The sequence below is a fragment of the Streptomyces sulphureus DSM 40104 genome (genome assembly GCF_000381025.1).
Taxonomy (GTDB): Bacteria; Actinomycetota; Actinomycetes; order Streptomycetales; family Streptomycetaceae; genus Streptomyces; species Streptomyces sulphureus.
Window position 1 is genome coordinate 57,929 of sequence record NZ_KB905816.1, and the last position, 23,319, is coordinate 81,247.

The following is a 23,319-nucleotide window of genomic DNA, read 5'->3' on the forward strand; positions in this document are numbered from 1 at the left end:
GGCCCGGAACACGCTCGCCACGGCAGGAGAAACGCAATTCACACGATCTCAACACCCCACAGCGGGGTGGTTCGTCCCTGTATCTGTCGATTGACGACCTGTCATCACTGTCACCACGAAGAACCAGGGACCAACCGGACTCCCCAACGACCACATTTTGGGCTTAACTTATGGGCATGACCTCCCCCCGCAGCTCTTATGGCGGCGGCTACTACGCTGCACCCTCGTATCCAGAGACGCCGATCTACGACATGCTCGTCGCCGAGCGGGGCACGCCGCAGATCGCACCCATCCGGGTCCCTTCGGTCTACGACTCCGGAAGCGCCCTCCCCGCCCTCCCCGCACCCAGGCCGGCTCTCGACTCGAGCCCCGCGGCGCTGCCGCCCGGCGGCGGTTACACCCCGCCCCCGCAGCAGCAGACGGGGTGGGGCTACCCGTCGCAGTCCGCGCAGCAGCCGCAGCCGCAGGTGCCCCAGCCCGCGCCGCTCCAGCAGGCGCCGCTCCAGCAGGCGCCGGCCCCGTACGTACCACAGCAAGCGCCGCAGCCGCAGGTACCGCAGCGCGGGTACCCCGACCCGCGCCAACAGCAGCCGATGCAGCAGCACCCCTACCCGCAGCAACAGCAGGTGCCGCAGCAGCAGATGAGGCCGGTCGCTCCCCGCCCGGCCGCGCCCCGCCAGATGCCGGGCGGCTACGAGGACCCGTACGGCAACGCCCAACAGCCCTACCCGGGGCGCGGATACTGAGAGCGTGAGCGCGCCCCGCTCGGGGGAGATCCGGGGCGCACCGTCGACGCAGCCGCCGCGGAGCACTCGTGTGCTCCGCGGCGCACCTGTGTCCGCACGCGGGCGAGTTGACCGCGTGCGCACCCGGGGCACGACGAACTGCCTACAGAACAACTCAGATTCAAACACCACACCCGATCGACCGGGGGCGATGCGCTTCTCCGGCCGAGCCTCGGTGCGGACTCCTCCCGCAGGCCAACTCTCGCTCGCACGGGGGCCGTTCGAGGCTGCGAACAGCGCGGCAGCCGATTGTGCAGCCAAGGTGCGCGCACCCCTTGACGCCCGTTCGGCGACCGGCTTTCATCACGTGCACTTGGTTTGCTTTTAGTTTCGTTCTGGTGGCTCTGACCGGTGTCCGCTCTCGACGGGAACCGCTCGCGCCGCCGGGGAACCGCCGTGGACACCGCCGGCGGCCCGCCGCAGAGGGCGCGCGGGAATCCGCCGCCGAGAGGAGCCGACCGTGCGTATCCGTACCACCGTGCCGCCGTCCGAGCCGCACCGACAGGGCCGAACTCGGGCGGTAGCGGCGGCGGTTGCCGTCACGGTGCTCTGCACCGGCTCGCTCGCCGCCTGCGGCCAGGAGGCGAAGGGCGGCAGCCGGTACCAGCCGGACACAGGCAAGGGAGGCACCGTCGGCCTCGCCATGCCGACGAAGTCGAGCGAACGCTGGATCGCCGACGGGCAGAACATGGCGAAGCAGTTCCGCAAGGCCGGGTACAAGGCCGACCTGCAGTTCGGCGACGACAAGGTGGAGAACCAGGTCGCGCAGGTCGAGAACATGATCGCCAAGGGCCACCGGCTGCTCGTCATCGCCGCGATCGACGGCGCCGCGCTCACCGACGTCCTCCAGCGCGCCGCCGACGCGAAGATCCCGGTGATCGCCTACGACCGCCTCATCCTCGGCACCGAGAACGTCGATTACTACGCCTCCTTCGACAACGAGCGCGTGGGCGAACTCCAAGGCACCTACCTGGCGGAGAAGTTGGGGCTCAAGGACGACAAGAGCGAGAAGGCGAACGTCGAGTTCTTCGCCGGCTCCCCCGACGACAACAACACCAAGTACTTCTGGGACGGCGCGATGAAGGTCCTCCGCCCCTACGTGGACTCGGGTCAACTCACCATCCGCAGCAAGCAGACGAAGATGAGCCAGGCGACGACCCTGCGGTGGGACGGCGGCACCGCGCAGAAGCGGATGGACGACCTGCTCAGCAAGAACTACGGCAGCGACCGCGTCGACGGCGTCCTCTCCCCCTACGACGGGATTTCGATCGGCGTCATCTCGGCGCTGAAGAGCGCCGGTTACGGAACCGAGGCCAAGCCTTATCCCGTTGTCACCGGGCAGGACGCGGAGCTCGCCTCGGTGAAGTCGATCATCCGCGGGCAGCAGACGCAGACGGTGTTCAAGGACTTCCGCAAGCTCGCCAAGCAGGCGGTCCAGATGGGCGACGCCGTGCTGCGGGGGAAGAAGCCGAAGGTCAACAACACCAAGGACTACGACAACGGCAAGAAGGTCGTACCGTCCTTCCTCCTCGACCCGATGAGCCTCGACAAGTCCAACGCCAAGCTGCTCGTCGAGACCGGCTTCTACACCGAGGGGCAGCTCAAGTGACGGCGGCGGAAGGGCAGTCGGGCACCACCGGGGCCCGCGAGGACGAGCGCCCCGCACTGCTGCGGATGCGTGCCATCACCAAGACGTTCCCCGGCGTACGGGCCCTGGAGAACGTCGACCTCGACGTACGTCCCGGCGAGATCCACGCCGTCTGCGGCGAGAACGGCGCGGGGAAGTCGACGCTGATGAAGGTCGTCAGCGGCGTCCACCCGCACGGCAGCTACGAGGGCGAGATGCTCTTCGACGGCGAGCCCGTCGCGTTCCGCGACATCCGGGCGAGCGAACGCCGCGGTGTCGTCATCATCCACCAGGAACTCGCGCTCGTCCCCTACCTCTCGCTCGCCGAGAACATCTTCCTCGGGAACGAGAACTCCCACCGGGGCGTGATCAGTTGGAACGAGACGATGCGCCGCGCCGGCGAACTCCTGCGCCGCGTGGGGCTGCCCGACCCGCCGCGCACGCGGGTCGCCGACATCGGCGTCGGGCGGCAGCAGCTCGTGGAGATCGCCAAGGCCCTCTCCAAGCACGTACGGCTCCTCGTCCTCGACGAGCCCACGGCCGCGCTCAACGACGAGGACAGCCGCAACCTCCTGGAGCTCATCAAGCAGCTCCGCGACGAGGGGATCACCTGCATCCTCATCTCGCACAAGCTCAACGAGATCCGGCGCGTCGCCGACCGCGTCACCGTGCTGCGCGACGGCCGCACCATCGAGACCCTCACCGTGCGCGAAAACCCGGGCGACGAACCGCAGTTGAGCGAGGAGCGCATCATCCGCGGCATGGTCGGCCGCGACCTCGACCAGCGCTTCCCCTCCCGCAGCCGCTACGAGGGCGCGGACGCGGGCGAGTTGGCGCTGCGCGTCACCGGATGGACGGTGCGCCACCCGATCGACCAGCAGCGCCGCGTCGTCGAGGACGCCTCCCTCACCGTGCGGCGCGGTGAGATCGTCGGCCTCGCCGGGCTGATGGGCGCAGGGCGCACGGAGCTGGCGATGAGCCTCTTCGGCCGCTCCTACGGCCGGTACGAGGCGGGCAGCGTGCACGTCTCGGGTGAGGAGGTGACCACCCGTACCGTCACCGATGCCGTGTCCCACGGGATCGCCTACGTCACCGAGGACCGCAAGACGTACGGGCTCAACCTCATCGACTCGATCAACCGCAACGTCTCGCTGCCGTCACTGAGTTCGCTCGCCCGTCGCGGCGTCGTCGACGCGCACGCCGAGCGGCGGGTCGCCGAGCGCTTCCGCGCCTCGATGAACATCAAGGCACCGACCGTCGCCGAGCACGTGGGACGACTCTCGGGGGGCAACCAGCAGAAGGTCGTCCTCAGCAAGTGGATTCATGCGGACCCGCAGATCCTCATCCTCGACGAGCCGACCCGCGGCATCGACGTCGGGGCGAAGTTCGAGATCTACACCGTCATCGACCAACTCGCGGCGCGCGGCAAGGCGGTGCTCTTCATCTCCTCCGAACTCCCGGAGCTGCTGGGGATGTGCGACCGGATCTACACGATGGCGGCCGGCCGGGTCACCGGCGAGATCGACCGGGCGGACGCCACCCAGGAATCCCTGATGCGCCGCATGACCGTCGACCGTAGCTGACGCGGCAGCCCGCGCACCGCCAGCCCCAGCCCACCCGCACGCCGACGAGCAGAAGCCGAGGCCCACGTTGACCACCAGCAACGCCCAGACGTCGCAACCGGATTCAGGTGAGCGACCGCCGCAGTCCCCGCGGTCCGCGACCCAGGTACTGCTGACCGGATTGCGCACGCACATGCGCCAGTACGGCATGCTGATCGCGCTCGCGTTCCTCGTCGTCCTCTTCCAGATCTGGACCGACGGCACGCTGCTGCTCCCCAACAACGTCTCCAACCTCATCCAGCAGAACGGCTACATCCTCATCCTGGCGATGGGGATGATGCTGGTGATCATCGCGGGGCACATCGACCTCTCGGTCGGCTCCGTCGTCGCCTTCGTCGGCGCGATATCGGCCGTGATGATGGTCAAGCACGACATGCCGTGGACGGCGGCGCTCGTCGTCGCGCTGCTCATCGGCGCGGCAGCCGGCGCGTGGCAGGGGTTCTGGATCGCCTACGTCGGCATCCCTTCGTTCATCGTGACGCTCGCCGGGATGCTGCTCTTCCGCGGCGCGACGCAGATCGTACTGGAGGGGCAGTCGCTCGCGCCCTTCCCGAAGGGGTTCCAGAACATCGCGCAGGGGTTCATCCCCGAGATGGGGCCCTACACCCAGTACCACAACCCCACGCTCGTCATCGGGCTCGTCGTCGTGGTGCTGCTGGTCTGGCAGGAGTGGCGGGACCGGCGGCGGCAGGTCGCCTACGAGCTGGAGCCGATCCCCTTCCGTCTCTGGGTGCTCAAGTGCGTCGCGATCGCCGCTGCGATCGTCGCGTTCACGCTGACGCTCGCCAGCTTCCGGGGCGTCCCCGTCGTGCTGCTCATCATGTGCGCGCTGCTCATCGGGCTCGGCTACGTGATGCGCAACGCCGTGATCGGACGCCACATCTACGCGCTCGGCGGCAACAAGGCTGCGGCGAAGCTGTCGGGCGTGAAGGACGCGCGGGTCACCTTCCTCGTCTTCGTCAACATGGGTGTGCTCGCCGCGCTGGCGGGGTGCGTCTACGCCGCGCGGCTCAACGCGGCGACGCCGCAGGCGGGCACCATGTTCGAACTCGAAGCGATCGCCGCGGCGTTCATCGGCGGCGCCTCGATGAGCGGCGGCGTCGGTACGGTGCTCGGTGCCGTCATCGGCGGCCTCGTCCTCGGCGTCCTCAACAACGGCATGTCGCTCGTCGGCATCGGCACCGACTACCAACAGGTGATCAAGGGGCTGGTGCTCCTCGCCGCCGTCGGCTTCGACGTCTGGAACAAGCGCAGGGTCGGCTCCTAGCCCCCTGTCGCGGTGCCGCGCGCTGTGCGAGCCTTCCCTGGTGACGAGCAGCAGCCTGCCCTACGACGCCGTCCTCTGCGACCTCGACGGCGTGATCCGGTCCTGGGACGACTCCGAAATCGCCTCGCTGGAGCGGGAATTCGGGGTCCCGGCCGGCGAGACGGCACGGACCGCGTTCTCCGCGGGGCACGCCACGCCGCTGCTGCTCGGGGAGGTCGGCGAGGCCGAATGGACGGCGGGCGTCGCCGAGGCGCTCGCCGACCGGCTGCCGCAGGCGCACGCACGGCAGTTGGGCGAGGCCCTGCACCGCGCGCCGCAGCGGGTCGACGACGCCGTCGTCGCCCTGCTGCGCGAGGCACGGACGCGGGTGCCGCTCGTGCTCGTCACCAACGCGAGCCGCCGGCTCGACGCGGACCTGGCGGCGCTCGGCCTCGCCGACCTCGCCGACCACGTCGTCAACAGCGCGGCCGTCGGCGTCCGCAAGCCGCACGACGGCATCTACCGCATCGCGGCCGAGCGGGTGCCCGCCGCCACCGGACGCTGCCTCTTCGTCGACGACCTGTGGGAGAACGTCCTCGCGGCGCGCCGTCTGGGGATGACGGGCGTGCACTACCGAAGCGTCGAGGACCTCAGCGAGGCGCTGCTGCCGCTCGCCGGCGCCTGACGGTCAACGCACCGGTCACTCCGGCGAGTTCGGCACCTCGATGCCGTGGTAGAGCACCTCCCGTCGCACCCGGAAGCCGAGCCGCTCGTAGAGGCGCACGGCGCCGGCGTTCTCCTGCGCGACGCCGAGGTAGGGGCGGTCCCCGCGGGCCCGCACCCGTGCGGCCACCGCCGAGACGAGGCGGGCGGCAAGGCCCTCCCCCCGGAAGCGGGGGTCGGTGCAGACCGCGCTCAGCTCCGTCCAGCCGGGGAGCCGAAGCCGCTCGCCGGCCATGGCGATCAACTCACCGTCACGCCGGAGCCCGAGGTACTCGCCCAGCTGCAACGCCCCGGAGCGGAAGGGCCCCGGCTTCGTCGCGCCGACGAGGCGGAGCATCTCCGGCATGTCAGCGGGGCCGAGGCGGACGATCTCCGGGTCGGCGGCGGCAGGCCGGCCGTCGTCGACCATCTGGAACCCGGGGACACGGAAGGTCGCCCGCCAGCCGGGCGGCGGCGGCCCGTTCGAGCCGACGAGGGCCAACTCCGCTCCCGGCCCTGCGAGTCGGGCGGCCGCGTCCCAGTCCTCCGGCTCCGGGCGGCTCGGCAACGCCCACCAGACGGCGACGTCCGGCCGGTAGCGGAGGACCCTTCCGCGGCGCTCGGCGAGGTGCGCGTGCGGCCCGGTGAGCGCGGCGAGGACCTGCTCGTCGAGCACGGCCTCCCCGCCGGGCGCTGCGGAGGGCCGCCCCTCTTCGACGTCTGCTGTGTTCTCCATCGGCCACCTCGCTCGCCTGCACGTCAGCGCCGCTCACCCGCGCCGCTCACGCAGCCTGCCACACGGCCCGTCCACCGGCGCACGGCCCTCGCGCGCCTCTCCTCTGCGGGCCAGGAAGAACGCGTGCCCGCCGTTCCCCTCGGGGACGAACTCCTGCCGGACCACATGGAGTTCGGCATCATCGAGCCAGCGCCTGTAGACCTCGGCGCCCGGGTGGGTCCACCGCATCGGCGCTCCGCTCCCCAGCCAGTCCTCCGCCCGCCCGTCGCACTCCTCGTGGCCCGCGACGGCGAGGAACCAGCCGCCGGGGCGCAGCCACCGCGCGCACCGGCGGAGCAGGCCCGGCTGCTCCGCCGGCGGAAGGTGGATCAGCGCGTAGAGGCAGACCACGGCGTCGAACTCCGCCTCGCCGAAGCCCACCCGGGCCATGTCCGCTTCGAGGAACCGACCGCCGGGAACGAGGCGGCGAGCCCTCCGCACCTGCACCCCGCTCACGTCGACGCCCGTCACCCGGCACCCCGCAGCGCCCAGCGCGCGGGCCACCGGCACGCCGCAGCCGCATCCCAGGTCGAGCACCGCGCCACCCTCCCCCAGGAGCGCCCGGAGTTCGGCGATCCAGGGCGCGTAGCGGCCCTCGCCCGCGTCGTCGGTGCGGTAGGCGTACGAGACCGCGTCGTACCCCCGCCGCACCAGTGCCTTCTGCTCCTCCGACTCCTCGGCCACGGCGGCAGGTTAGCGCCGCCGGACGACGGGTTCGAGCGGATATCCGGGCAGCCGTGTCACACGGGACGGCGCTGTTTCGTCTCTCGGGCATGGACACCACGGAGATGGCCGCACCCCCGTCGCCGCCGGCACGACCGCGCGGTAGCGTGCCGCGCACGGAGTGCGAGGGGGCGGCATGACGGCGGACGGCGAAGACGAGACCGCGCTCGCCGAGGCGTTCGAGGCCGAGCGGCCGCGCCTGCTCCGCGTCGCCTACACGACGACGGGCTCGCTCGCCGAGGCCGAGGACTGCGTGCAGGAGGCGTGGCTCAGGCTGCGCCGCCTCGCCGACCCGAGCGAAGTACGCGACCTGAGGGGCTGGTTGACGACGGTCGTCGCACGCCTCGCGCTGGACACCCTCGGCAGCGCACGCGCACGCCGCGAGCAGTACGTGGGCACCTGGCTCCCCGAGCCGCTGGTGCGGCCGGAGGGTGACGGCCGCGGCCCGGCGCCCGACCCCGCCGACCGCGTCACGCTCGACGAGTCGGTGAGCATGGCGCTGCTCGTGGTGCTGGAGCAGCTCTCCCCTGCGCAGCGAACCGCCTTCGTCCTCCACGACGTCTTCGCCGTACCGTTCGACGAGGTCGCCGAGGTCGTCGGCCGCTCCCCGGCCGCGGTACGGCAGTTGGCCGCCCGCGCCCGCCGGGACCTGCGCCGCGCCCGCCCCTCGGCACCGGCCACCGCCGACGAGCAGCGCGCCGTGGTGCGCGCGTTCACCACGGCCTGCGAGGAGGGCGACCTGGCCGCCCTCACCGCCCTCCTCGACCCGGACGTGGTCTGCCGGGGCGACGGCGGGGGACGCGTCGCGGCCCTGCCCCGCCCGCTGCGCGGAGCGGCCCGGGTGGCGCACGCCCTCCTCCGACTGCTGCGCGGCCAGGAGTTGGCGATGTCCCACGTCACCGTCAACGGCGAGCCGGGGCTGGCGCTCCGCTCCACCGACGGTGTCCTGAGCGTCCTCGCGTTCACCGTCGACGGCGGCCGGATCACCGCGCTCGACGCCGTACGCAACCCGGAGAAGCTGCGCCACGTCACACTCCGGCGGCCGTAGCAACCCGCCCCGCTCCCCCGTCGGTTGCGGGCCGGTGCGCTGGACGATGCAGCGGTGGACAGGCGCCCTGACGGAGGCTCCGACCGACCGCACACCCAACAAGCTGCGCGGGAGCGCCCGGTAGGCCGGCCCCCGGCCTCAGGCGAGCTGCTCCACCACCGCGCCCTCCCCCGGCACGCCGCGCTCCGTGAGCCGGGCCTGAGCCTCGCCCCGGGGCCATTCCCGAAAGCGCCGGAACTCCACGGGCACGCCGCGGGCGGCGACCGGGTCGGGGGCGTCCATCACCTGAAGGTGCACATGCGGCTGGGTCGAGTTGCCCGAGTTGCCGCAGTCCGCGACGTGCTGCCCCGCGGTCACCCGCTGGCCCGGCGACACCCGCACGGAGCCGGCCTTGCAGTGCGCCAGGACGACATAGGCGTCGACCTCGGACAGCGCGATGACCATGTGGTTGCCGGCGACGGCGCCGACGCCGCGCCGCGCCCGGCCCGCCTGGCCGAGCGCGTAGGGCACCAGCGTCACTCGGGAGCGCCGCGCCTCGTGGTCGGGCTCGGCGTCGTGCACCGCGACCACGGTGCCGCCGCCGGGTGCGAGGAGCGGCCGGCCGAAGGCGACGAAGCGCTCCGGCGGCTCGGTGGCGAAGAGGGTCCGCCAGTCGCTGACGCCGGAGGTCCGGTGGCGCTCGTCCACGCCGACGAAGTCGATGGCGTAGCGCCCACCGAACAGGTCGGTGCCATGGCTGGGGACCCGCCGGGCCGGGCTGTTCTCGATCAGCCAACGCCCCGTGAACGGCAGGGAGATCTCGACGGGCCGGGTGTTTCGACCCCGCAACGACGATTCCTCGACAGCCATGGCGTCAGCATAGGTGGCGGTGCCGGCCTGTCCACCCTGTTCTCTCCTCTCCGCGGAGTGCGGTCGGGCGCCACCGCCGGTCCGCCCGCAGAGGTCACTGTGCATCGTTCGGCCGGAACAGCTCGATCATGCCCGGGCCTCATCGCCGTCGGAATGGTGATCGGCCGGCAGGAGGTCGCCTCCGCCGAGCAGAAGGGCCACTTCGACCTCAACCGGTCGCTGCCGTTGGCGAGGACCGCCCTCGTCGCGTCGGACGCCACGGTCACGCTGATCACCGCACTGCCCGGCATCGCGGCCGCACCCGCAGGGGGGGCCGGGCAAACTCACCCAATTGCCAGTTCCCGCCCTTCGACACTTTCTGTGAAGCTGAGATCGCTCATGGTGACCGTCCCCTACATCAGGAGTGCCCCGTGATCCTCTCGGTCTCCGGCGTCGTGCTGCTCGGCCTGATCGTCTTCCTCTTCTTCCGCAAGGACAACCTCAAGGTGTCGCACGCGCTGGTCTGCGCGCTCTTCGGGTTCTACCTCGCGGGCACGGCCATCGCCCCGAGCATCAAGGCGGGCGGCGAAAGCCTCGCCAGCCTCCTCGGCGGCATCAACTTCTGACCCCACTCCGGGGAGCGCACGGCGAGGCCACAACGGAGGAGTCCGGCATGCGGTGGGCACTGGCGCGACGGGACGGGACGGCCACGCGGTCGGTACGGCACGCGGCGAGGACGGCCCTCAACGGGGCGCTCGACATACTCCACCCGCTCCTCACCCTCGCCCGCGGCACCGGCCGCCTCCTCTCCGGCGTCCGCGGCTGGTGGCTGCGCACACCGAAGGAGCGGCGCGGACCCGCGCTCTTCGTCACGGCCTCCTGCCTCCTCGTCGTCGGCCTGATGCCCTACGGGCCGGCGCTGGCGCTCGCCGGGCTTCTCGCCACCGCCGCGTGGTACGGCCGCGAGCAGGCCGTCCACGGCGGGGCGACCGGGCCCGACGAGGAGCAACTCGCCCGTCTTCAGGCGGTGTACGAGGCGCTCGTGCCGTGCTTCGCCTCGCCCGCCGACGCCGCAGAGGACCCCCTGTACGCACTCGAAGGGGACTTCGAGCGGGTCTTCGAGAACTACACCTTCTGCGACGAGGGACGCCTCTCACGGCTGCGGCTGCACTACCCGGCGCACTTCGAGGACAGCGACCCGCACCAGCGCTTCCGCGTCGAGCAGCTCCTCTCTGCGAAGTGCGGGCGCGGCCGCGAGTACCGCTTCAACTGGGACGAGGAGCACAACCGCCTGGAGATGACCGCGCTCGCACCGCTCCACACCGGCATCGCGGCGCAGCGTTTCGTCACGGGGACCGGGGAGGTCGTCCTGGGGTTCACCGACGCGAGCGACGTGCGCAGGACCGTGCCCGTCACCGTCGGCGGGGACGAGGAGCCGCACGACGTACCGCCCGTCGTCTGGCGGACCGGCGGCAAGTCCCGCGAGCCGCACCTCCTCGCGCTCGGGCTGCCGGGGTCGGGGACGACCACGCTGCTGCGCAGCATCGCGCTCCAGGCGCTGACGGCGGGCGGCGAGATCGTCGTCGTCGACGGCGAGGGCAGCGGGGAGTTCGCCTCGCTCACGGGGCGGCGCGGCGTGCTCGGCGTCGAGGCCTCGCTGAGCGGCGCGGTGGCGACTCTGGAGTGGGCCGTCCACGAGACCGAGCGCCGGCTCCTCGCCGCCAGCAGAGCACGCGAACAGGGCCGACCGCGGCCGGCCGACGCGACCCGCCCGCTGTGGCTCCTCCTCGACCGCCCCGCCGTCCTGAGCCACCTCGCCGACGCGCAGAACCGGCGCGACCCGCAGGAGCTGCTCCAGGTGCCGCTGCGGCACGGAAGGGCCGCAGGCGTCACGGTCGCCGTCGCGGAACAGCTCGACGCCGCCGACGAGTTGGGGCAGGCAGTACGCTCCCACACCAGGGCGCGCACCGTACTCGGCCCCGTCTCCCGGGAACAGGCGCGCGAGGTCCTCGGAGAGGCCCCGCCCTCGACCCCGGGCCCCGGCACCCCCGCGGGCCGCGGCCTCGCGCGGCTCGGGTCCGGGCCCGTGCTGCGGCTCCAGGTCCCCGCTACGCCCGACCCGTACGACGACGCGGCGGCCGCGCGCGAGCGCGACGCGGTCCTGGCGCTGCTCCCCGAGCGCGCCGCGCACCCCGGGCCCGTGCCGCAGGCGGGCTGAGCGCCGCGGCCGCTCAGGCGACCTGGGAGCGCGGGGCGTCCGTCGCGGTGGCCGCGCCTTCGGCGACCAGCGCCGCGGCGCGCGCGAGCCGGCCGACCGCCTCGTCGGCGAGCGGGTCGGCGACGGTGAACGGGAGGCGTACGTATCCCTCGAAGGCCCCGTCGACGCCGAAGCGCGGCCCCGAGGGCACCCGCACGCCGAAGCGTTCGGCCACCTCCGCGATGCGCGAACCGGAGAGGCCGCCCGCCCGGGTCCAGAGCGTGAGGCCGCCCCGCGGCACCTCGAACTCCCAGTCGGGGAGGTGCCGTCGGAGCGCGGCGACGAGCGCGTCGCGGTTGGCCGCCGCGCGAACCCTGCGGTCGGCGAGCGCCTCCTCCCAGCCGCCGCCGGTGAGCAGCCGGGCGACGGCGAGCTGTTCGAGGACGGGGCTGCCGAGGTCGGCGAAGGCACGAGCGGCGACGAGCCGGCGCACGATCTCAGGCGCGGCACGGACCCAGCCGATGCGCATCCCGGCCCAGATCGACTTGCTCACGGACCCGACGGTCACCACGGCCGAGCCGCCGGGGTCGAACGAGGCCATCGGAGGCGGGTCCCCGGCACCGGGGTCGAAGGCGATGTCGGCCATCGTCTCGTCCGCGACGAGGACCGTACCGGCCGACCGTGCCGCGTCCACGAGTGCGCGGCGGTCCTCGGCGGAGGCGAGGGCGCCCGTCGGGTTGTGGAAGTCCGCGACGACGTACGCCATCCGCGGCGCCGACTCGCGCAGCACGCCGCGCCAGGCGGGCACGTCCCAGCCGCCGAGCCCGCCGGTCATCGGTACGGCGACGAGCCGCGCCCCCGAATCCCGCAGCAACTGGAGGACGTTGGCGTACGACGGGTGCTCGACGGCGATGCGTCTGCCCTGCGGCGCCAGCAGCCGGGCGAGGGCCGCGACGGCGCCCATGGCGCCGGTGGTGACCATGATCTGCTCCGGCATCGTCGGCACGCCGCGCGCGGTGTACCGGTCGGCGAGGGCGCTGCGGAGGGCGGGGAGCCCCGCGGGGTAGTCCCCGTGGGTGTGGGTGTAGGGCGCGAGGTCGTCGAGGGCGCCGCGGAACGCCTCGGCGAGGTGCGGCTCGGGTGCCGGCAGCGCAGCGCAGGCGAGGTCGATCACGGCGCCCGTCGACTCGGGCGGCAGCGGCATGAGGCCGCGGGTCGGCGGCGGGCTCCCGGCCGGCACCGCCGTCCAACTTCCGGCTCCGCGGCGAGACTCGAGGAACCCCTCGGCACGCAGCGCCTCGAAGGCGGCGGCGACGGTGGTGCGGCTGACGGAGAGCGCGGCGGCGAGCTCGCGTTCGGCGGGGAGGCGCGTGGCGACGGGCACCCGGCCCTCCAGGACGAGCAGGCGTATCCCCTCGGCGAGCGCGCGGTAGGCCGGGGTGCGAGGGTCGGTGCGCTGCTGGGAGCCGAGGAGCCGCGCGAGTTGAGCGGCGCCGACCGCCGAGTTCCACCGTGCCGACACAAGTCCACCTCTCCGTGATTGGCCATGGAACTGGCCCCTACCGACGCCTCAGAGTGCCACGGAACGCTGAACGGGACCAGAAGGAGTGGGGCACGTGGATGGATCGCAGGGCCCGGGACGGGAGTTGCCACGGCGGCTCGTCCAGTTGTACGCGGGGCTCGTGCTCTACGGCGCCAGCGCGGGTCTGATGGTCCGCGCCGACCTCGGGCTCTCCCCCTGGGACGTCTTCCACCAGGGGGTCGCCACCCACCTCGGGCTCTCGATAGGCGCCGTCTCCATCGCCGTCGGCGCGCTCGTCCTCCTCGCCTGGTGGCCGCTGCGCGAGCGGCCGGGACTCGGCACCGTCTCCAACGTGATCCTCGTCGGCCTCTCGCTCGACGCGCTGCTCGCGCTCGTACCCGAGCAGCACGCAACGGCGTCGCGGGTGGCGCTGCTCTGCGCCGGCATCCTCCTCAACGGGCTCGCCACCGGCCTCTACATCGCCGCCCGCTTCGGCGCCGGCCCCCGCGACGGGCTGATGACGGGGCTGCACCGCGTCACGGGGCGCTCGGTGCGCCTCGTCCGCACCCTCATCGAACTCACCGTCCTCGCCTGCGGGTTCGCGCTCGGCGGTGGGCTGGGCGTGGGCACGCTCGCGTACGCGGTGGCGATCGGCCCGCTCGCGCAGGCGTCGCTGCGGTACTTCACGCCGCCCCCGCGGGCCACGGGCCCGACCGAGGGCGCGATACTGCGGCCGTGAGCGACACACAGCACGGGCCGCGTCCCGGCCATCCCTACCTCGGCCTGCCGTCCCCGCTCGCCTTCGCGCACCGCGGCGGGACGGCCGGCGGCCTGGAGAACACGCACACGGCGTTCGCCCGCGCCGTGGAGCTCGGCTACCGCTACCTGGAGACCGACGTGCACGCCACGGCCGACGGCCGGCTCGTCGCCTTCCACGACGCCACGCTCGACCGCGTCACCGACGGCGGCGGCGCCATCGCCGACCTGCCCTGGGACGCAGTGCGCCGCGCCAGGGTCGCGGGGAGCCAACCGGTGCCGCTCTTCGAGGAGTTGCTCCGCGCCTTCCCCGAGGCACGCTGGAACATCGACGTCAAGGCGGAGCCGGCGCTGGCACCGCTCCTCGACGTGCTCGCCGCGCACGACGCGTGGGACCGCGTCTGCGTCGGCTCCTTCGACGAAAGCCGTGCGGCCCGCGCCCGCGCACTCGCCGGCGAGCGGCTGGCCACCTCACTCGGCACCAGCGGCGTCCTCGCCCTGCGGCTGCGCGCCTGGGGACTGCCGGTGCGCCCGCGGGCGAGCGCCGTGTGCGTGCAGGTCCCGGAGCAGCGGTACGGGGTACGCGTCGTCGACCGCTCCTTCGTCCGCGCCGCGCACGCGCTCGGGCTCCCGGTCCACGTGTGGACCGTCAACGAGCCGTCGCGGATGGCCGCCCTCCTCGACCTCGGCGTCGACGGCCTGATCACCGACAACCTGGAGGCCCTCCGCGAGGTCCTCGCCTCCCGCGGCGCCTGGCCCCCCGACCGCCGGCCGGCCTCGGACTGAGCCGCCACCGTCCCCGCCCGCACCGCGTACGGACGGGCGCGGTAGCGTCCCGCCTCACCGGCGCGGGACGCCGGGAGACGACGAGCACGAAGGGGACCCGCGTGGAGGCGACCGAGGAGCGGACCGGGGACCCGTCCGCCGAGCGACGGCGCGAGCAGCGCGGCTGGTACTTCTACGACTGGGCCAACTCGGTCTTCGCCACGAGCGTCCTCACCGTCTTCCTCGGCCCGTACCTGACGGAGGTCGCCAAGTCGGCGGCGGACGCCGAGGGTTACGTGCGCCCGCTGGGGATACCCGTCGCGGCCGGCTCCTTCTTCGCGTACGCCGTCTCCGTCTCGGTGCTCCTCTCCGTCCTGGTGATGCCGCTCGCGGGGGCCGTCGCCGACCGCTCGGGGCGCAAGAAGCCGATGCTCGCCGTCTCCGCCTATGTGGGGGCCGCCGCGACCACCGGGATGTTCTTCCTCGACGGAGACCGCTACCTCCTCGGCGGCGCACTGCTGGTCGTCGCCAACGTGGCCTTCGCCGTCTCCGTCGTCGTGTACAACGCCTTCCTCCCGCAGATAGCCGAGCCGCACGAGCGGGACGGCGTCTCGGCGCGGGGATGGGCGTTCGGCTATGTCTCCGGCGCCCTCGTCCTCGCGCTCGACCTGGGGCTCTTTCTGGGCCACGAGTCCCTGGGGGTCGAGGAGTCGACGGCGGTGCGGATCTGCCTCGCCACCGCGGGGATGTGGTGGGGCGTCTTCACACTCGTCCCGCTGCGGCGGCTCAGGGAGCGGGCCGTGGCCCGCCGCGGCGGGTCAGCGGCCGGGGCGCTCGGCGGCGGCTGGCGCCAACTCCTCTCGACGCTGCGCGAGTTGCGCGCGTATCCGCTCACCCTGCTCTTCCTCCTGGCGTACCTCCTCTACAACGACGGCATCCAGACGGTGATCACCCAGGCGTCCGTCTACGGGGCTGAGGAGCTCGGCCTCGACCAGACGACGCTGATCGGTGCGATCCTCCTCGTCCAGGTGCTCGCGATCGGCGGTGCGCTCCTCCTCGGGCGCCTCGCCGACCGGTACGGCGCCAAGCGCACCGTCCTCGGCTCGCTCGTCGCGTGGACGGCCACGGTCACGGCCGGGTACTTCCTGCCCGCGGGCGCACCGGGCTGGTTCTTCGTCCTGGCGGCCGCGATCGGGCTCGTCCTCGGCGGAAGCCAGGCGATATCCCGCTCGCTCTTCTCCCACCTGATCCCCGCGGGCAAGGAGGCGGAGTACTTCTCGCTGTACGAGGTGAGCGACCGCGGCACGAGCTGGCTGGGACCGCTCCTCTTCGGCCTCGCCTACCAACTCACCGGCAGCTACCGGGTGGCGATCCTGTCGCTCGTCGTCTTCTTCGCCCTCGGCTTCGCGCTGCTGCTGCGGGTGCCGATACGGCGTGCAGCGGCGGCCGTCGGCAACCGTGTCCCGGAGAGGATTTAGAACATTGCGGCGGGGGCGGGTAGTGTACGCCTTCGGCCCGCCGGATGGACCGTTACTGCACGACAGGGGGATGTGGACGCCGGGTGACATCTCCTGCCGGAGGTGACAAGCCGGCCACCGACGGGTACCGATCTGCACGGTTTTCACCACTTTCCTCCGCGAAGTGGCGGCACGACGGGCGACGCATGTCCCTTGACGGGAATCATCACCGCCGACCGGACGTTGACCGGATGACGACAACAGCGACATCTGTCCTGTGGGCGACAAGCCCGGGAGGCACGAATTCATGAGTGAGCGAGCTCTCCGCGGCACGCGACTCGTGGTGACCAGCTACGAGACCGACCGCGGCATCGACCTGGCCCCGCGCCAGGCCGTGGAGTACGCATGCCAGAACGGACATCGATTCGAGATGCCGTTCTCGGTAGAGGCCGAAATCCCGACCGAGTGGGAGTGCAAGGTGTGCGGCGCCCAGGCACTCCTCGTCGACGGGGAGGGTCCCGAGGAAAAGAAGGGGAAGCCCGCGCGGACGCACTGGGACATGCTCATGGAGCGGCGCACCCGCGAGGAGCTCGAAGAGGTTCTCGCCGAGCGCCTCGCCGTACTGCGTTCGGGCACGATGAACATCGCCGTGCACCCGCGCGACGACGGCACGAACAACAAGCGCAAGTCCGCCTGACCCGGTACCGGGCGGAAGGGAGCGGCCCGCACCCCGAGGGGTGCGGGCCGCTCCTTCGTTACGCGCTCACTCCTTGCGACCGGGGTCCCCACCGTCCTGCTCGTCCTCGCGGACCACCTCTCCCTGCACCACCTTGCCGTCGGGGCGGTGCATGCGCACCTGCTCCTCCGCCCTGCGCGCCTGCTGGTACGCGTCACCGAGGCCGCCGGTGCGGCGCTCCAGCAGCCGCACGGTGCCGCGGCGCAGCAGCCGGGCCGTCGGCGGGAAGAGGCAGAGCAGCCCGGCGACGTCGGAGACGAAGCCCGGGATCATGAGGAGCAGGCCGCCGAGCATCGCCAGCCCGTTGCCGCGGTGCTCCGCGTCCTTCTCCGTCTCGGGCGCCTCCCCGCGCGCGGCGGCGGCCTGCGCCTTCTGGACCGCGTCGGTGAGGTTCCGCCAGGCGCGACGCCCGGCACGCTTGATCGCCACGGCGCCGGCGAAGAAGCCCGCAACGAGGAGGAGCAGCACGAGGCCCCACCCCGCTGCGTCGGCGACGACGGTGAAGAGCCAGATCTCCAGCACGGCCCAAGCGGCTACGCCCAGCGGAAGGAAACTCACGCCCCGGCGTCGCCTGCCCGGCCCGGTGGGACGGCCGTCTCCCCCGCCGGGCTCTTCGCGGGGGGACTCGAACGGATTGGGTGCACGGCTCGTCATGGTTCAAGTGTGCCTGCGACCGAGGATTTTCCTCACTCGGCCCTGCACGCCCCAGGCGGTCACCCGCCACACCGCCTCGGCGACGATGTCGCGGTTCATCTTGGAGTCGCCCCGCTCCCGATCGGCGAAGGTCACCGGGACCTCGACCACCTGGTAGCCGCGCTGCACCGCGCGGTTGGTGAGGTCGATCTGGAAGCAGTACCCCTGCGAGACGACGGTGGCGATGTCGATCCCCTCCAGCGTCTCCCTGCGGAAGGCGCGGAAGCCCGCCGTCACGTCGTGGACGGGCACGCTCAGCAGCAGCCGCGCATAGGTGCTGGCACCGCGGGAGAGGAACCACCTGCTCCGCGGCCAGTTGACCACGCGGCCGCCCGGCACCCACCGCGAGCCGATCACCAGATCGGCGCCGCGCAGCGCGGTGAGCAGGCGCGGCAGCTCCTCGGGGCGGTGCGAGCCGTCGGCGTCCATCTCGACGAGGACGTCGTAGCCGCGCTCGCAGCCCCACTCGAAGCCGGCGAGGTAGGCGGCGCCGAGCCCCTCCTTGCCCTGGCGGTGGAGGACGTGCACATGGTCGTCCTCGGCGGCGAGTTCGTCGGCGAGCTTCCCCGTGCCGTCGGGGCTGTTGTCGTCGGCGACGAGGACGTGCGCGGCGGGGACCGACTCCCGTAGCCGCCCGACGACCTCCGTGAGGTTCTCCGCCTCGTTGTACGTCGGGATGATCACCAGGACCTCGCCGAGGGGTCCGTTGTTCCGCCGTGCGCCGTTCTCGTCGTTCACCTGTGCTGTTCCTCCCGCCGACCGGCTTCGGCTCCGTCCTGCCCGTACTGTGCCCGCCTCCGGCCGACGATGAGCGCGGCGACGCACGAGAGTCCTCCGAGCACGGCGAGCGCCCACTCGGGTCCCGCGCCCACGCGGTCGGCGAGGGTCTGCTCGTCGCGCAGTGGGAGGTCGGCGGTGAGGACGTCGGAGGTGAACTCGTCGGTCTGCTGCTCGACGGTGCCATCGGGACCGACGACCGCGCTGATGCCGCTGGTGGCCGCCGTCACGACGGCCCTTCCGTGCTCGACGGCGCGCAGCTTCGACATCGCCAACTGCTGCTCCGGCTGCCCCGTGTTGCCGTAGGTGGCGTTGTTGGTCTGGACGACGAGGGCGCGTGCGCCGTCGTTGACGGTGTCGCGGGGGATCTCGTCGTAGGCCACCTCGAAGCAGATGACGTCGCCCAGGCGGGCCGGGCCGACCTGGAGGACGCCGGTGCTCTCACCCGGATAGAAGTCGCGCGGCACGCGTTCCAGTCGGCTGATCACCTTGCTCAACTCCTCGCGGAACGGCACGTATTCGCCGAACGGCACCGGGTGCTGCTTGGTGTACGAGGCGCCCGGCCCCTTCTTCGGGTCCCAGACGATGCCCTGGTTCTCCACGTACCCGCTCTCCGTGGGGTGGTCGACGAGGGCGCCCACCAGGATCGGGACGCCGATCGCGCGGGACGCCTCGTCGATGCGGGCACGCGCCTCCGGCCACTTGTACGGATCGAGGTCCGAGGCGTTCTCCGGCCAGATGACGAGTTCGGGGCGCGGGGTGTCGCCGCTGCGGACGCGCTTCGCGAGGTCGAGGGTGGCGTCGACGTGGTTGTTGAGGATCTTCATCGGACGGCCGAGGAAGTTCATGCCCGGCTGCTGCACATTGCCCTGGACCACGGCGATCCGTGCCGAGTCGTCGGCGGCGGTGTGGACGGGCACCGCGTAACCGGCCGCGGTCGAGCCGGCAGCGACGACGAGCGCGGAGGCGGCCACCGCGTACCGGCGCCCGCCGGAGCGGCCGCGCGAGCGCACCAGGTGCACGGCGGCGAGCGCGAGCGCCGCGAGCGCCGTACCGGTGAGCGCCACCGCGAAGGTGACGAGCGGGGCGCCGCCGAGCGCGGCCAACGGCGTGTACGGGGAGCCGGTGTTGGCGAAGGCGAGGCGTCCCCAGGGGAAGCCGCCGAAGGGGAGGCGGTCCCTCGCGAACTCCTCGGCGACCCACAGGCAGGCACCCCACAGCGGCCACAGCGGCAGCCGTGAGACCCCCGCGAGCGCGGCGCCGAGCAGGGCGAGGAAGAGCCCCTGGAGGAAGGCGAGTCCGACGACGGCGTCCCAGCCGACCGTGTGCAGCCACTTCAGCAGAACGAGGAAGAACGGCCATCCGAAGGCGAGCCCGAGCCAGGCGCCGCGCAGCAGCGGGCGACGGCGCACGCCTTCGGGCACGCGCGCCGGTCTCCGGGTGAGCAGGCTCAGCGCGGCGACGGCCACGAGCGAGAGCGGCCAGATCCCGTACGGCGGGAACGCGCACGCGAGCGCCGCACCGGCCGCGACGGCCAGCGCCGTCGCCCCCGCGTTGCGGCGGAGGAGGGCCGCTGCACGTGCCCGGCGCGTGGTCCGTGACCCGTCCGACTCGTCGGGCCCCGCAGGGCGTTGGAGGGCGTTCCCCGGTCCGGTGGCTGGGGGCACGTCTCCGTCGGGCTCCTTCCCTGCGTCCCCCAGTGGGGAGCCGCGCTGGGCGGGGGTGGGGGTGGTGTCGGAGCCCGATGGCACGGTCGCGCCTTCCTGCTGGTCGTGCGGTGGTGAGCAGACGGTACAACGACTCGGCGCGACGGCGGGCGCGGGGAGTGAAGGGTGGGCGGGAAGCCCGGAATGCTCCCGCCGCGCAGGCGGCAGCGCGTGCGCGCGGGAGGGGGCTGCGGATCGGGGCCCGGTTGCCCTTCGGGCCGACCTGGGGCCCGCTGGCTGCGGGTCGACCGAAAGCCGTTGTCTACTGAGCATCCGGGCCCCGCCCGGGGTCGCACCCGCCGACCGGTCGGCCGCTCCCGCGTCCGCGCCGCCGGCACTGGACCTGGCTCCCAGCGGTGGTGTGCCGGTGCGGCGCACCACCCCGTGGCCCAGTAACGTTCAACGGCTGCGCGAAAGATCCCCGGTCGGACGTCCTGTGGTGGACTCGGCCGAACCTACCCGTCGACTGGCGCCGCCTGTCAACTGCCCTCCGGCCTGGGATGTTTCGGCGAATCAGCAGGTCAGTGCCGAGGGCTCAAGGGGTCGACGGCGGCCTCTCGGCGCGCCGTTCGGCAGGATGGAGCAGCGGTCGTCACTCGTTCGGCCCGGCGTAGACGGTGCGGCCGCCGACCACCGTGCGCAGACAGACCGGGAGTTGGCCGCCCGGCGTGAGGTCGGGCAGTCCTGGAGTTCCCGAGCGCGGGTCCGTCGACCAGCCGGCGACGCGGTCGTCGGGGGTCTGCACGACGAGTTCGCCGGCGCTCCAGAGCGCGTAGTCGGCCGGCGCCCCGGGGACGAGGACGCCCGCGTCGTCGCGGCCGACGGCACGCCAACCCCCGCGCGTGTGCGCGGTGAACGCGCCGCGGACCGAGATGCGGTGCTCCGGGGTGCGGTGGAACGCGGCGGCGCGGACGGCCGCCCACGGGCCGAGCGGCGTGACCGGGCTGTCGGAGCCGACGGCGAGGGGCACGCCGGCCCGCTGCATCGCGGCCAACGGGTTGAGCGTGCGGGCGCGTTCGTCTCCGAGGCGGGCCGCGTACATGCCGTCCCGGCCGCCCCAGGCGGCGTCGAACCCCGGTTGGACCGACGCGGTGAGGGCGTACTCGGCGAAGGCGGCAAGGGTGCGCTCGGTGAGCATCTCCGCGTGCTCGATACGGTGGCGGGCCGCGCGGATGCGCGCGATGCCGAGCCGGTCGGCGGCGAGGGCGACCCCGGCGACGACGGTCTCCAGCGCCGCGTCGCCGATGGCGTGGAAGCCGGCCTGGAGGCCGGCCTCGGTGCAGGCGGCGACGTGGGCAGCCACGGTGTCGGTGTCCAGGTGGGCGAGGCCGGTGTGCGCTTCGTCGGCGTAGGGCCGGGAGAGGTGGGCCGTGTGGGAGCCGAGGGAGCCGTCGACGAAGAGGTCGCCCGCTGCGCCGAGGACGCCGAGCTCCCTGATCGCCTGCGCCTCCTTGGCCGTCGCCACCGCCTCGCCCCAGTACCCGAAGACGCGGGGGCCCGACTCCTCCTCGGCGAGGGCGAGGAGTTCGGCGAGGTCGTCGGTGCCCGAGATCTCGGGGCCCGCGCACTCGTGGAGCGAGCCGACGCCGAGCGAGGCGGCGTGCGCTCTGGCGGCGCGCTGGGCCTCGCGGCGCTGGACGGGTGTGAGGTCGCGGTGGGCTGCCTCGCGGACGGCGTGGTGCGCGTCGCCGGTGAGCGGGGATGCGGGCGCGTAGCCGGTGAGTTGCGTGACGTCGGGGACGCGGTCGAGGAGCGCGGTGCTTGCGAGGCCGGAGTGGACGTCGATGCGTGAGAGGTAGAGGGCGCGACCGCCGGCCGCCTCGTCGAGCTCGGCGCGGGAGGGGTGGCGGCCTTCGGGCCAGGCAGAGGAGTCCCAGCCGGTGCCGAGGAGGACGCGGTCGTGGGGGTGGGCGGCCGCGTGCGCGCGGATGCGGGCGAGCGCGTCCGCGAGGTCGGTGGCGCCGGCGAGGTCGAGTCCCGTGAGGGCGAGTCCGGTGGCCGTGGTGTGCACGTGCGCATCGGTGAACGCGGGGGTGACGAGGGCTCCTTCGAGGTGGACGACCTCGTCGACGCCGTCGGCGAAAGAGTCGGCCGCCCCCTCCGAGCCGACCCATGCGAGCGTGTCGCCTTCGACGACCATCGCGGTGGCGAAGGGGTCGGCGGGGCTGTGTACCTCACCGCCGCGGAGCAGCACGGTGCGGGGGCTCGGGGCGGTGCTGTGGCTCATGGGACCAGTCTCGCGCCTCGGACGGGTGCGGCGTGCGCCGGGGTCACACGTCCGGTTGTTCCGGGAGCGCGCGGCGGGTCACAGGCGGGGCGGGCGCGCCTCGTACGGCGTGGAGAGGACGACCGTGGTGCGGGTGGAGACGCCGGAGAGCGAGCGGATGCGCGCCAGCAGGTGCTCCAGCTCGATCGGGGTGGCGACGCGGACCTTGAGGATGTAGTTCTCGTCGCCGGCCACGCTGTGGCACGCCTCGATCTCCGGCACCTCGGCGAGCCGCTCCGCGATGTCGTCCGGGGCGCTCGGGTCGAAGGGTTTCACGGAGATGAAGGCGGTGAGCGGAAGCCCGACGGCCTCGGCGTCGACGAGCGCCGTGTACCCCTTGACGACGCCCCGCTGCTCCAGTCTCCGCACCCGCTGGTGCACGGCGGACGTGGACAGGCCGGTCGCCTTGCCCAGGTCCGTGTAGCTCATCCGCCCGTCTTTGACGAGCAGTTCCACGATCTGCCGGTCGAGTTCCTCCACGGTGGATCACCGTACTGCCCCGCGCACGGTGCGCACAGCCCGACCGCTCCGGACGCCCCGGACGGAGGCCCGCACTCCGTGTGACCAAGGCCACACGGACGCCCAACGACGAGGTGAACCACAGCGATTACCCGAAGAACGCGCAGGGAAGTGCTTGCTGTGGCCGGTGCCCCGGCGGCCCGGCCGAACCATCCGAGGGGGATATCCATGCGCACCATGAAGCCGGCCACCGACGAACGCTCCCGCGAGGTCCCGCAGTCCGAGCGGCCCGCTCCCGTTGACGAGAGCGGCACTTACGAGATCTACCGCGTCGAGTGCCCCGACTGCCGGCAGCCGATCGCCCTGCTGGCACAGGAGGAGACGCTGCCACCGCACGGCCTGTGCGCCACCCCGTGGGACCCGTTCGGCCTGACGTCGTGCGACGGCGCCGGGCGCAGCGCGGCCGACGCCCGCCCGCTCGGAGACGACGGCGGCCCGCACGAGGGCGGGGCCGCCGAACTCCTGGCACTGCCCGAGGGGTTGGACTGGCGGATGCAGCCCTTTTCGCACGCCGGCGTGGTGACGGCGATGAGCGTGGCGCCCCGCGTCTAGCCCGACGCGCCCGCAGG

At 72.9% G+C, this 23,319-nt stretch carries 23 protein-coding genes; 14 read left to right on the top strand and 9 right to left on the bottom strand.

What is annotated here, in order from left to right; all coding sequences use genetic code 11:
* Window positions 1-176: 176 nt before the first annotated feature.
* The 5 genes from F603_RS0112240 to F603_RS0112260 all read left to right on the top strand — a co-directional run bounded on the left by F603_RS0112240 (window position 177) and on the right by F603_RS0112260 (window position 5,965).
* Window positions 177-746, top strand: a complete 570-nt coding sequence (locus F603_RS0112240; RefSeq protein ID WP_026328351.1) for a DUF6643 family protein — start codon at window positions 177-179, stop codon at window positions 744-746.
* Between the two features lie 505 nt (window positions 747-1,251).
* The gene (chvE, locus tag F603_RS0112245) at window positions 1,252-2,394 is read left to right on the top strand and encodes a multiple monosaccharide ABC transporter substrate-binding protein (protein WP_425426974.1); all 1,143 of its coding nucleotides are present in this window, start codon (window positions 1,252-1,254) and stop codon (window positions 2,392-2,394) included.
* On the top strand, window positions 2,391-3,995 hold the full coding sequence (gene mmsA, locus F603_RS0112250; protein ID WP_019546298.1) for a multiple monosaccharide ABC transporter ATP-binding protein: 1,605 nt from the start codon (window positions 2,391-2,393) through the stop codon (window positions 3,993-3,995). The genes chvE and mmsA overlap by 4 nt, the downstream gene beginning before the upstream one ends.
* Window positions 3,996-4,062: 67 nt before the next feature.
* Window positions 4,063-5,301, top strand: coding sequence for a multiple monosaccharide ABC transporter permease (gene mmsB / locus F603_RS0112255; protein ID WP_026328354.1), 1,239 nt, complete (start codon window positions 4,063-4,065; stop codon window positions 5,299-5,301).
* A gap of 40 nt (window positions 5,302-5,341) precedes the next feature.
* Window positions 5,342-5,965: an HAD-IA family hydrolase gene (locus tag F603_RS0112260; RefSeq protein WP_019546300.1), complete on the top strand. Its 624-nt coding sequence runs from the start codon at window positions 5,342-5,344 to the stop codon at window positions 5,963-5,965.
* Between the two features lie 15 nt (window positions 5,966-5,980).
* Here the strand turns inward: F603_RS0112260 and F603_RS0112265 are convergent, their stop codons facing one another.
* Both F603_RS0112265 and F603_RS0112270 read right to left on the bottom strand, forming a co-directional pair.
* A complete protein-coding gene (locus tag F603_RS0112265) occupies window positions 5,981-6,718 on the bottom strand; it encodes a GNAT family N-acetyltransferase (RefSeq protein ID WP_019546301.1) in 738 nt (245 codons plus the stop codon).
* A gap of 33 nt (window positions 6,719-6,751) precedes the next feature.
* Window positions 6,752-7,441: a class I SAM-dependent methyltransferase gene (locus tag F603_RS0112270; RefSeq protein ID WP_019546302.1), complete on the bottom strand. Its 690-nt coding sequence runs from the start codon at window positions 7,439-7,441 to the stop codon at window positions 6,752-6,754.
* Window positions 7,442-7,616: 175 nt separating this feature from the next.
* On the opposite strand from F603_RS0112270, the gene sigJ reads away from it, so the two are divergent.
* Window positions 7,617-8,528 (top strand): RNA polymerase sigma factor SigJ, encoded by a 912-nt coding sequence (gene sigJ / locus F603_RS0112275; protein WP_019546303.1) that lies wholly within the window; start codon window positions 7,617-7,619, stop codon window positions 8,526-8,528.
* 138 nt (window positions 8,529-8,666) lie between these two features.
* On the opposite strand, the gene F603_RS0112280 is transcribed toward sigJ, so the two are convergent.
* On the bottom strand, window positions 8,667-9,377 hold the full coding sequence (locus F603_RS0112280) for a M23 family metallopeptidase (protein WP_051096198.1): 711 nt from the start codon (window positions 9,375-9,377) through the stop codon (window positions 8,667-8,669).
* Between the two features lie 153 nt (window positions 9,378-9,530).
* Here F603_RS0112280 and F603_RS35555 point away from each other — a divergent pair, with 153 nt between their 5' ends.
* The 3 genes from F603_RS35555 to F603_RS0112295 are packed head-to-tail and all read left to right on the top strand — an operon-like array spanning window position 9,531 to window position 11,574.
* Window positions 9,531-9,791 carry a hypothetical protein gene (locus F603_RS35555; protein WP_019546305.1) on the top strand — a complete coding sequence of 87 codons (261 nt, stop codon included), beginning with the start codon at window positions 9,531-9,533 and terminating at the stop codon, window positions 9,789-9,791.
* Window positions 9,788-9,982 (top strand): hypothetical protein, encoded by a 195-nt coding sequence (locus tag F603_RS0112290; protein WP_016909265.1) that lies wholly within the window; start codon window positions 9,788-9,790, stop codon window positions 9,980-9,982. The genes F603_RS35555 and F603_RS0112290 overlap by 4 nt, the downstream gene beginning before the upstream one ends.
* Window positions 9,983-10,029: 47 nt before the next feature.
* Window positions 10,030-11,574, top strand: a complete 1,545-nt coding sequence (locus F603_RS0112295) for an ATP-binding cassette domain-containing protein (RefSeq protein ID WP_019546306.1) — start codon at window positions 10,030-10,032, stop codon at window positions 11,572-11,574.
* A 13-nt stretch (window positions 11,575-11,587) separates the two neighbouring features.
* Here the strand turns inward: F603_RS0112295 and yczR are convergent, their stop codons facing one another.
* The gene (yczR, locus tag F603_RS0112300) at window positions 11,588-13,075 is read right to left on the bottom strand and encodes a MocR-like transcription factor YczR (protein WP_019546307.1); all 1,488 of its coding nucleotides are present in this window, start codon (window positions 13,073-13,075) and stop codon (window positions 11,588-11,590) included.
* A gap of 94 nt (window positions 13,076-13,169) precedes the next feature.
* Here yczR and yczE point away from each other — a divergent pair, with 94 nt between their 5' ends.
* The 4 genes from yczE (at window position 13,170) to F603_RS0112320 (ending at window position 16,750) form a co-directional block, all read left to right on the top strand.
* A complete protein-coding gene (yczE, locus tag F603_RS0112305; RefSeq protein WP_019546308.1) occupies window positions 13,170-13,814 on the top strand; it encodes a membrane protein YczE in 645 nt (214 codons plus the stop codon).
* The gene (locus F603_RS0112310; RefSeq protein WP_019546309.1) at window positions 13,811-14,617 is read left to right on the top strand and encodes a glycerophosphodiester phosphodiesterase family protein; all 807 of its coding nucleotides are present in this window, start codon (window positions 13,811-13,813) and stop codon (window positions 14,615-14,617) included. Before yczE ends, F603_RS0112310 begins: the two co-directional genes overlap by 4 nt.
* 101 nt (window positions 14,618-14,718) lie before the next feature.
* On the top strand, window positions 14,719-16,074 hold the full coding sequence (locus F603_RS0112315; protein WP_019546310.1) for an MFS transporter: 1,356 nt from the start codon (window positions 14,719-14,721) through the stop codon (window positions 16,072-16,074).
* 286 nt (window positions 16,075-16,360) lie between these two features.
* Window positions 16,361-16,750: an RNA polymerase-binding protein RbpA gene (locus tag F603_RS0112320; RefSeq protein WP_026328355.1), complete on the top strand. Its 390-nt coding sequence runs from the start codon at window positions 16,361-16,363 to the stop codon at window positions 16,748-16,750.
* Window positions 16,751-16,816: 66 nt separating this feature from the next.
* On the opposite strand, the gene fxsA is transcribed toward F603_RS0112320, so the two are convergent.
* From fxsA to F603_RS0112345, 5 genes are all read right to left on the bottom strand, one after another.
* Window positions 16,817-17,443 carry an FxsA family membrane protein gene (fxsA, locus tag F603_RS32005; RefSeq protein ID WP_026328356.1) on the bottom strand — a complete coding sequence of 209 codons (627 nt, stop codon included), beginning with the start codon at window positions 17,441-17,443 and terminating at the stop codon, window positions 16,817-16,819.
* Window positions 17,444-17,446: 3 nt separating this feature from the next.
* Entirely contained in the window at window positions 17,447-18,220 is a 774-nt protein-coding gene (locus F603_RS0112330; protein ID WP_019546312.1) for a polyprenol monophosphomannose synthase, read from the bottom strand.
* Window positions 18,217-20,010, bottom strand: coding sequence for an apolipoprotein N-acyltransferase (gene lnt / locus F603_RS0112335; protein WP_026328357.1), 1,794 nt, complete (start codon window positions 20,008-20,010; stop codon window positions 18,217-18,219). The genes F603_RS0112330 and lnt overlap by 4 nt, the downstream gene beginning before the upstream one ends.
* Before the next feature lie 547 nt (window positions 20,011-20,557).
* On the bottom strand, window positions 20,558-22,192 hold the full coding sequence (locus F603_RS0112340; protein ID WP_019546314.1) for an amidohydrolase: 1,635 nt from the start codon (window positions 22,190-22,192) through the stop codon (window positions 20,558-20,560).
* Between the two features lie 78 nt (window positions 22,193-22,270).
* Window positions 22,271-22,711 carry an Lrp/AsnC family transcriptional regulator gene (locus tag F603_RS0112345; RefSeq protein WP_016909276.1) on the bottom strand — a complete coding sequence of 147 codons (441 nt, stop codon included), beginning with the start codon at window positions 22,709-22,711 and terminating at the stop codon, window positions 22,271-22,273.
* 207 nt (window positions 22,712-22,918) lie between these two features.
* Here F603_RS0112345 and F603_RS0112350 point away from each other — a divergent pair, with 207 nt between their 5' ends.
* Window positions 22,919-23,302: a hypothetical protein gene (locus F603_RS0112350; protein ID WP_019546315.1), complete on the top strand. Its 384-nt coding sequence runs from the start codon at window positions 22,919-22,921 to the stop codon at window positions 23,300-23,302.
* Window positions 23,303-23,319: the final 17 nt, after the last annotated feature.

Coding starts and splice junctions, on each gene's coding strand:
- F603_RS0112240 (WP_026328351.1), top strand. CDS start 177: ATGACCTCCCCCCGCAGCTCTTATGGCGGCGGCTACTACGCTGCACCC.
- F603_RS0112265 (WP_019546301.1), bottom strand. CDS start 6,718: ATGGAGAACACAGCAGACGTCGAAGAGGGGCGGCCCTCCGCAGCGCCC.
- sigJ (WP_019546303.1), top strand. CDS start 7,617: ATGACGGCGGACGGCGAAGACGAGACCGCGCTCGCCGAGGCGTTCGAG.
- F603_RS0112280 (WP_051096198.1), bottom strand. CDS start 9,377: ATGGCTGTCGAGGAATCGTCGTTGCGGGGTCGAAACACCCGGCCCGTC.
- F603_RS35555 (WP_019546305.1), top strand. CDS start 9,531: ATGGTGATCGGCCGGCAGGAGGTCGCCTCCGCCGAGCAGAAGGGCCAC.
- F603_RS0112295 (WP_019546306.1), top strand. CDS start 10,030: ATGCGGTGGGCACTGGCGCGACGGGACGGGACGGCCACGCGGTCGGTA.
- F603_RS0112320 (WP_026328355.1), top strand. CDS start 16,361: ATGAGTGAGCGAGCTCTCCGCGGCACGCGACTCGTGGTGACCAGCTAC.
- fxsA (WP_026328356.1), bottom strand. CDS start 17,443: ATGACGAGCCGTGCACCCAATCCGTTCGAGTCCCCCCGCGAAGAGCCC.
- F603_RS0112340 (WP_019546314.1), bottom strand. CDS start 22,192: ATGAGCCACAGCACCGCCCCGAGCCCCCGCACCGTGCTGCTCCGCGGC.
- F603_RS0112350 (WP_019546315.1), top strand. CDS start 22,919: ATGCGCACCATGAAGCCGGCCACCGACGAACGCTCCCGCGAGGTCCCG.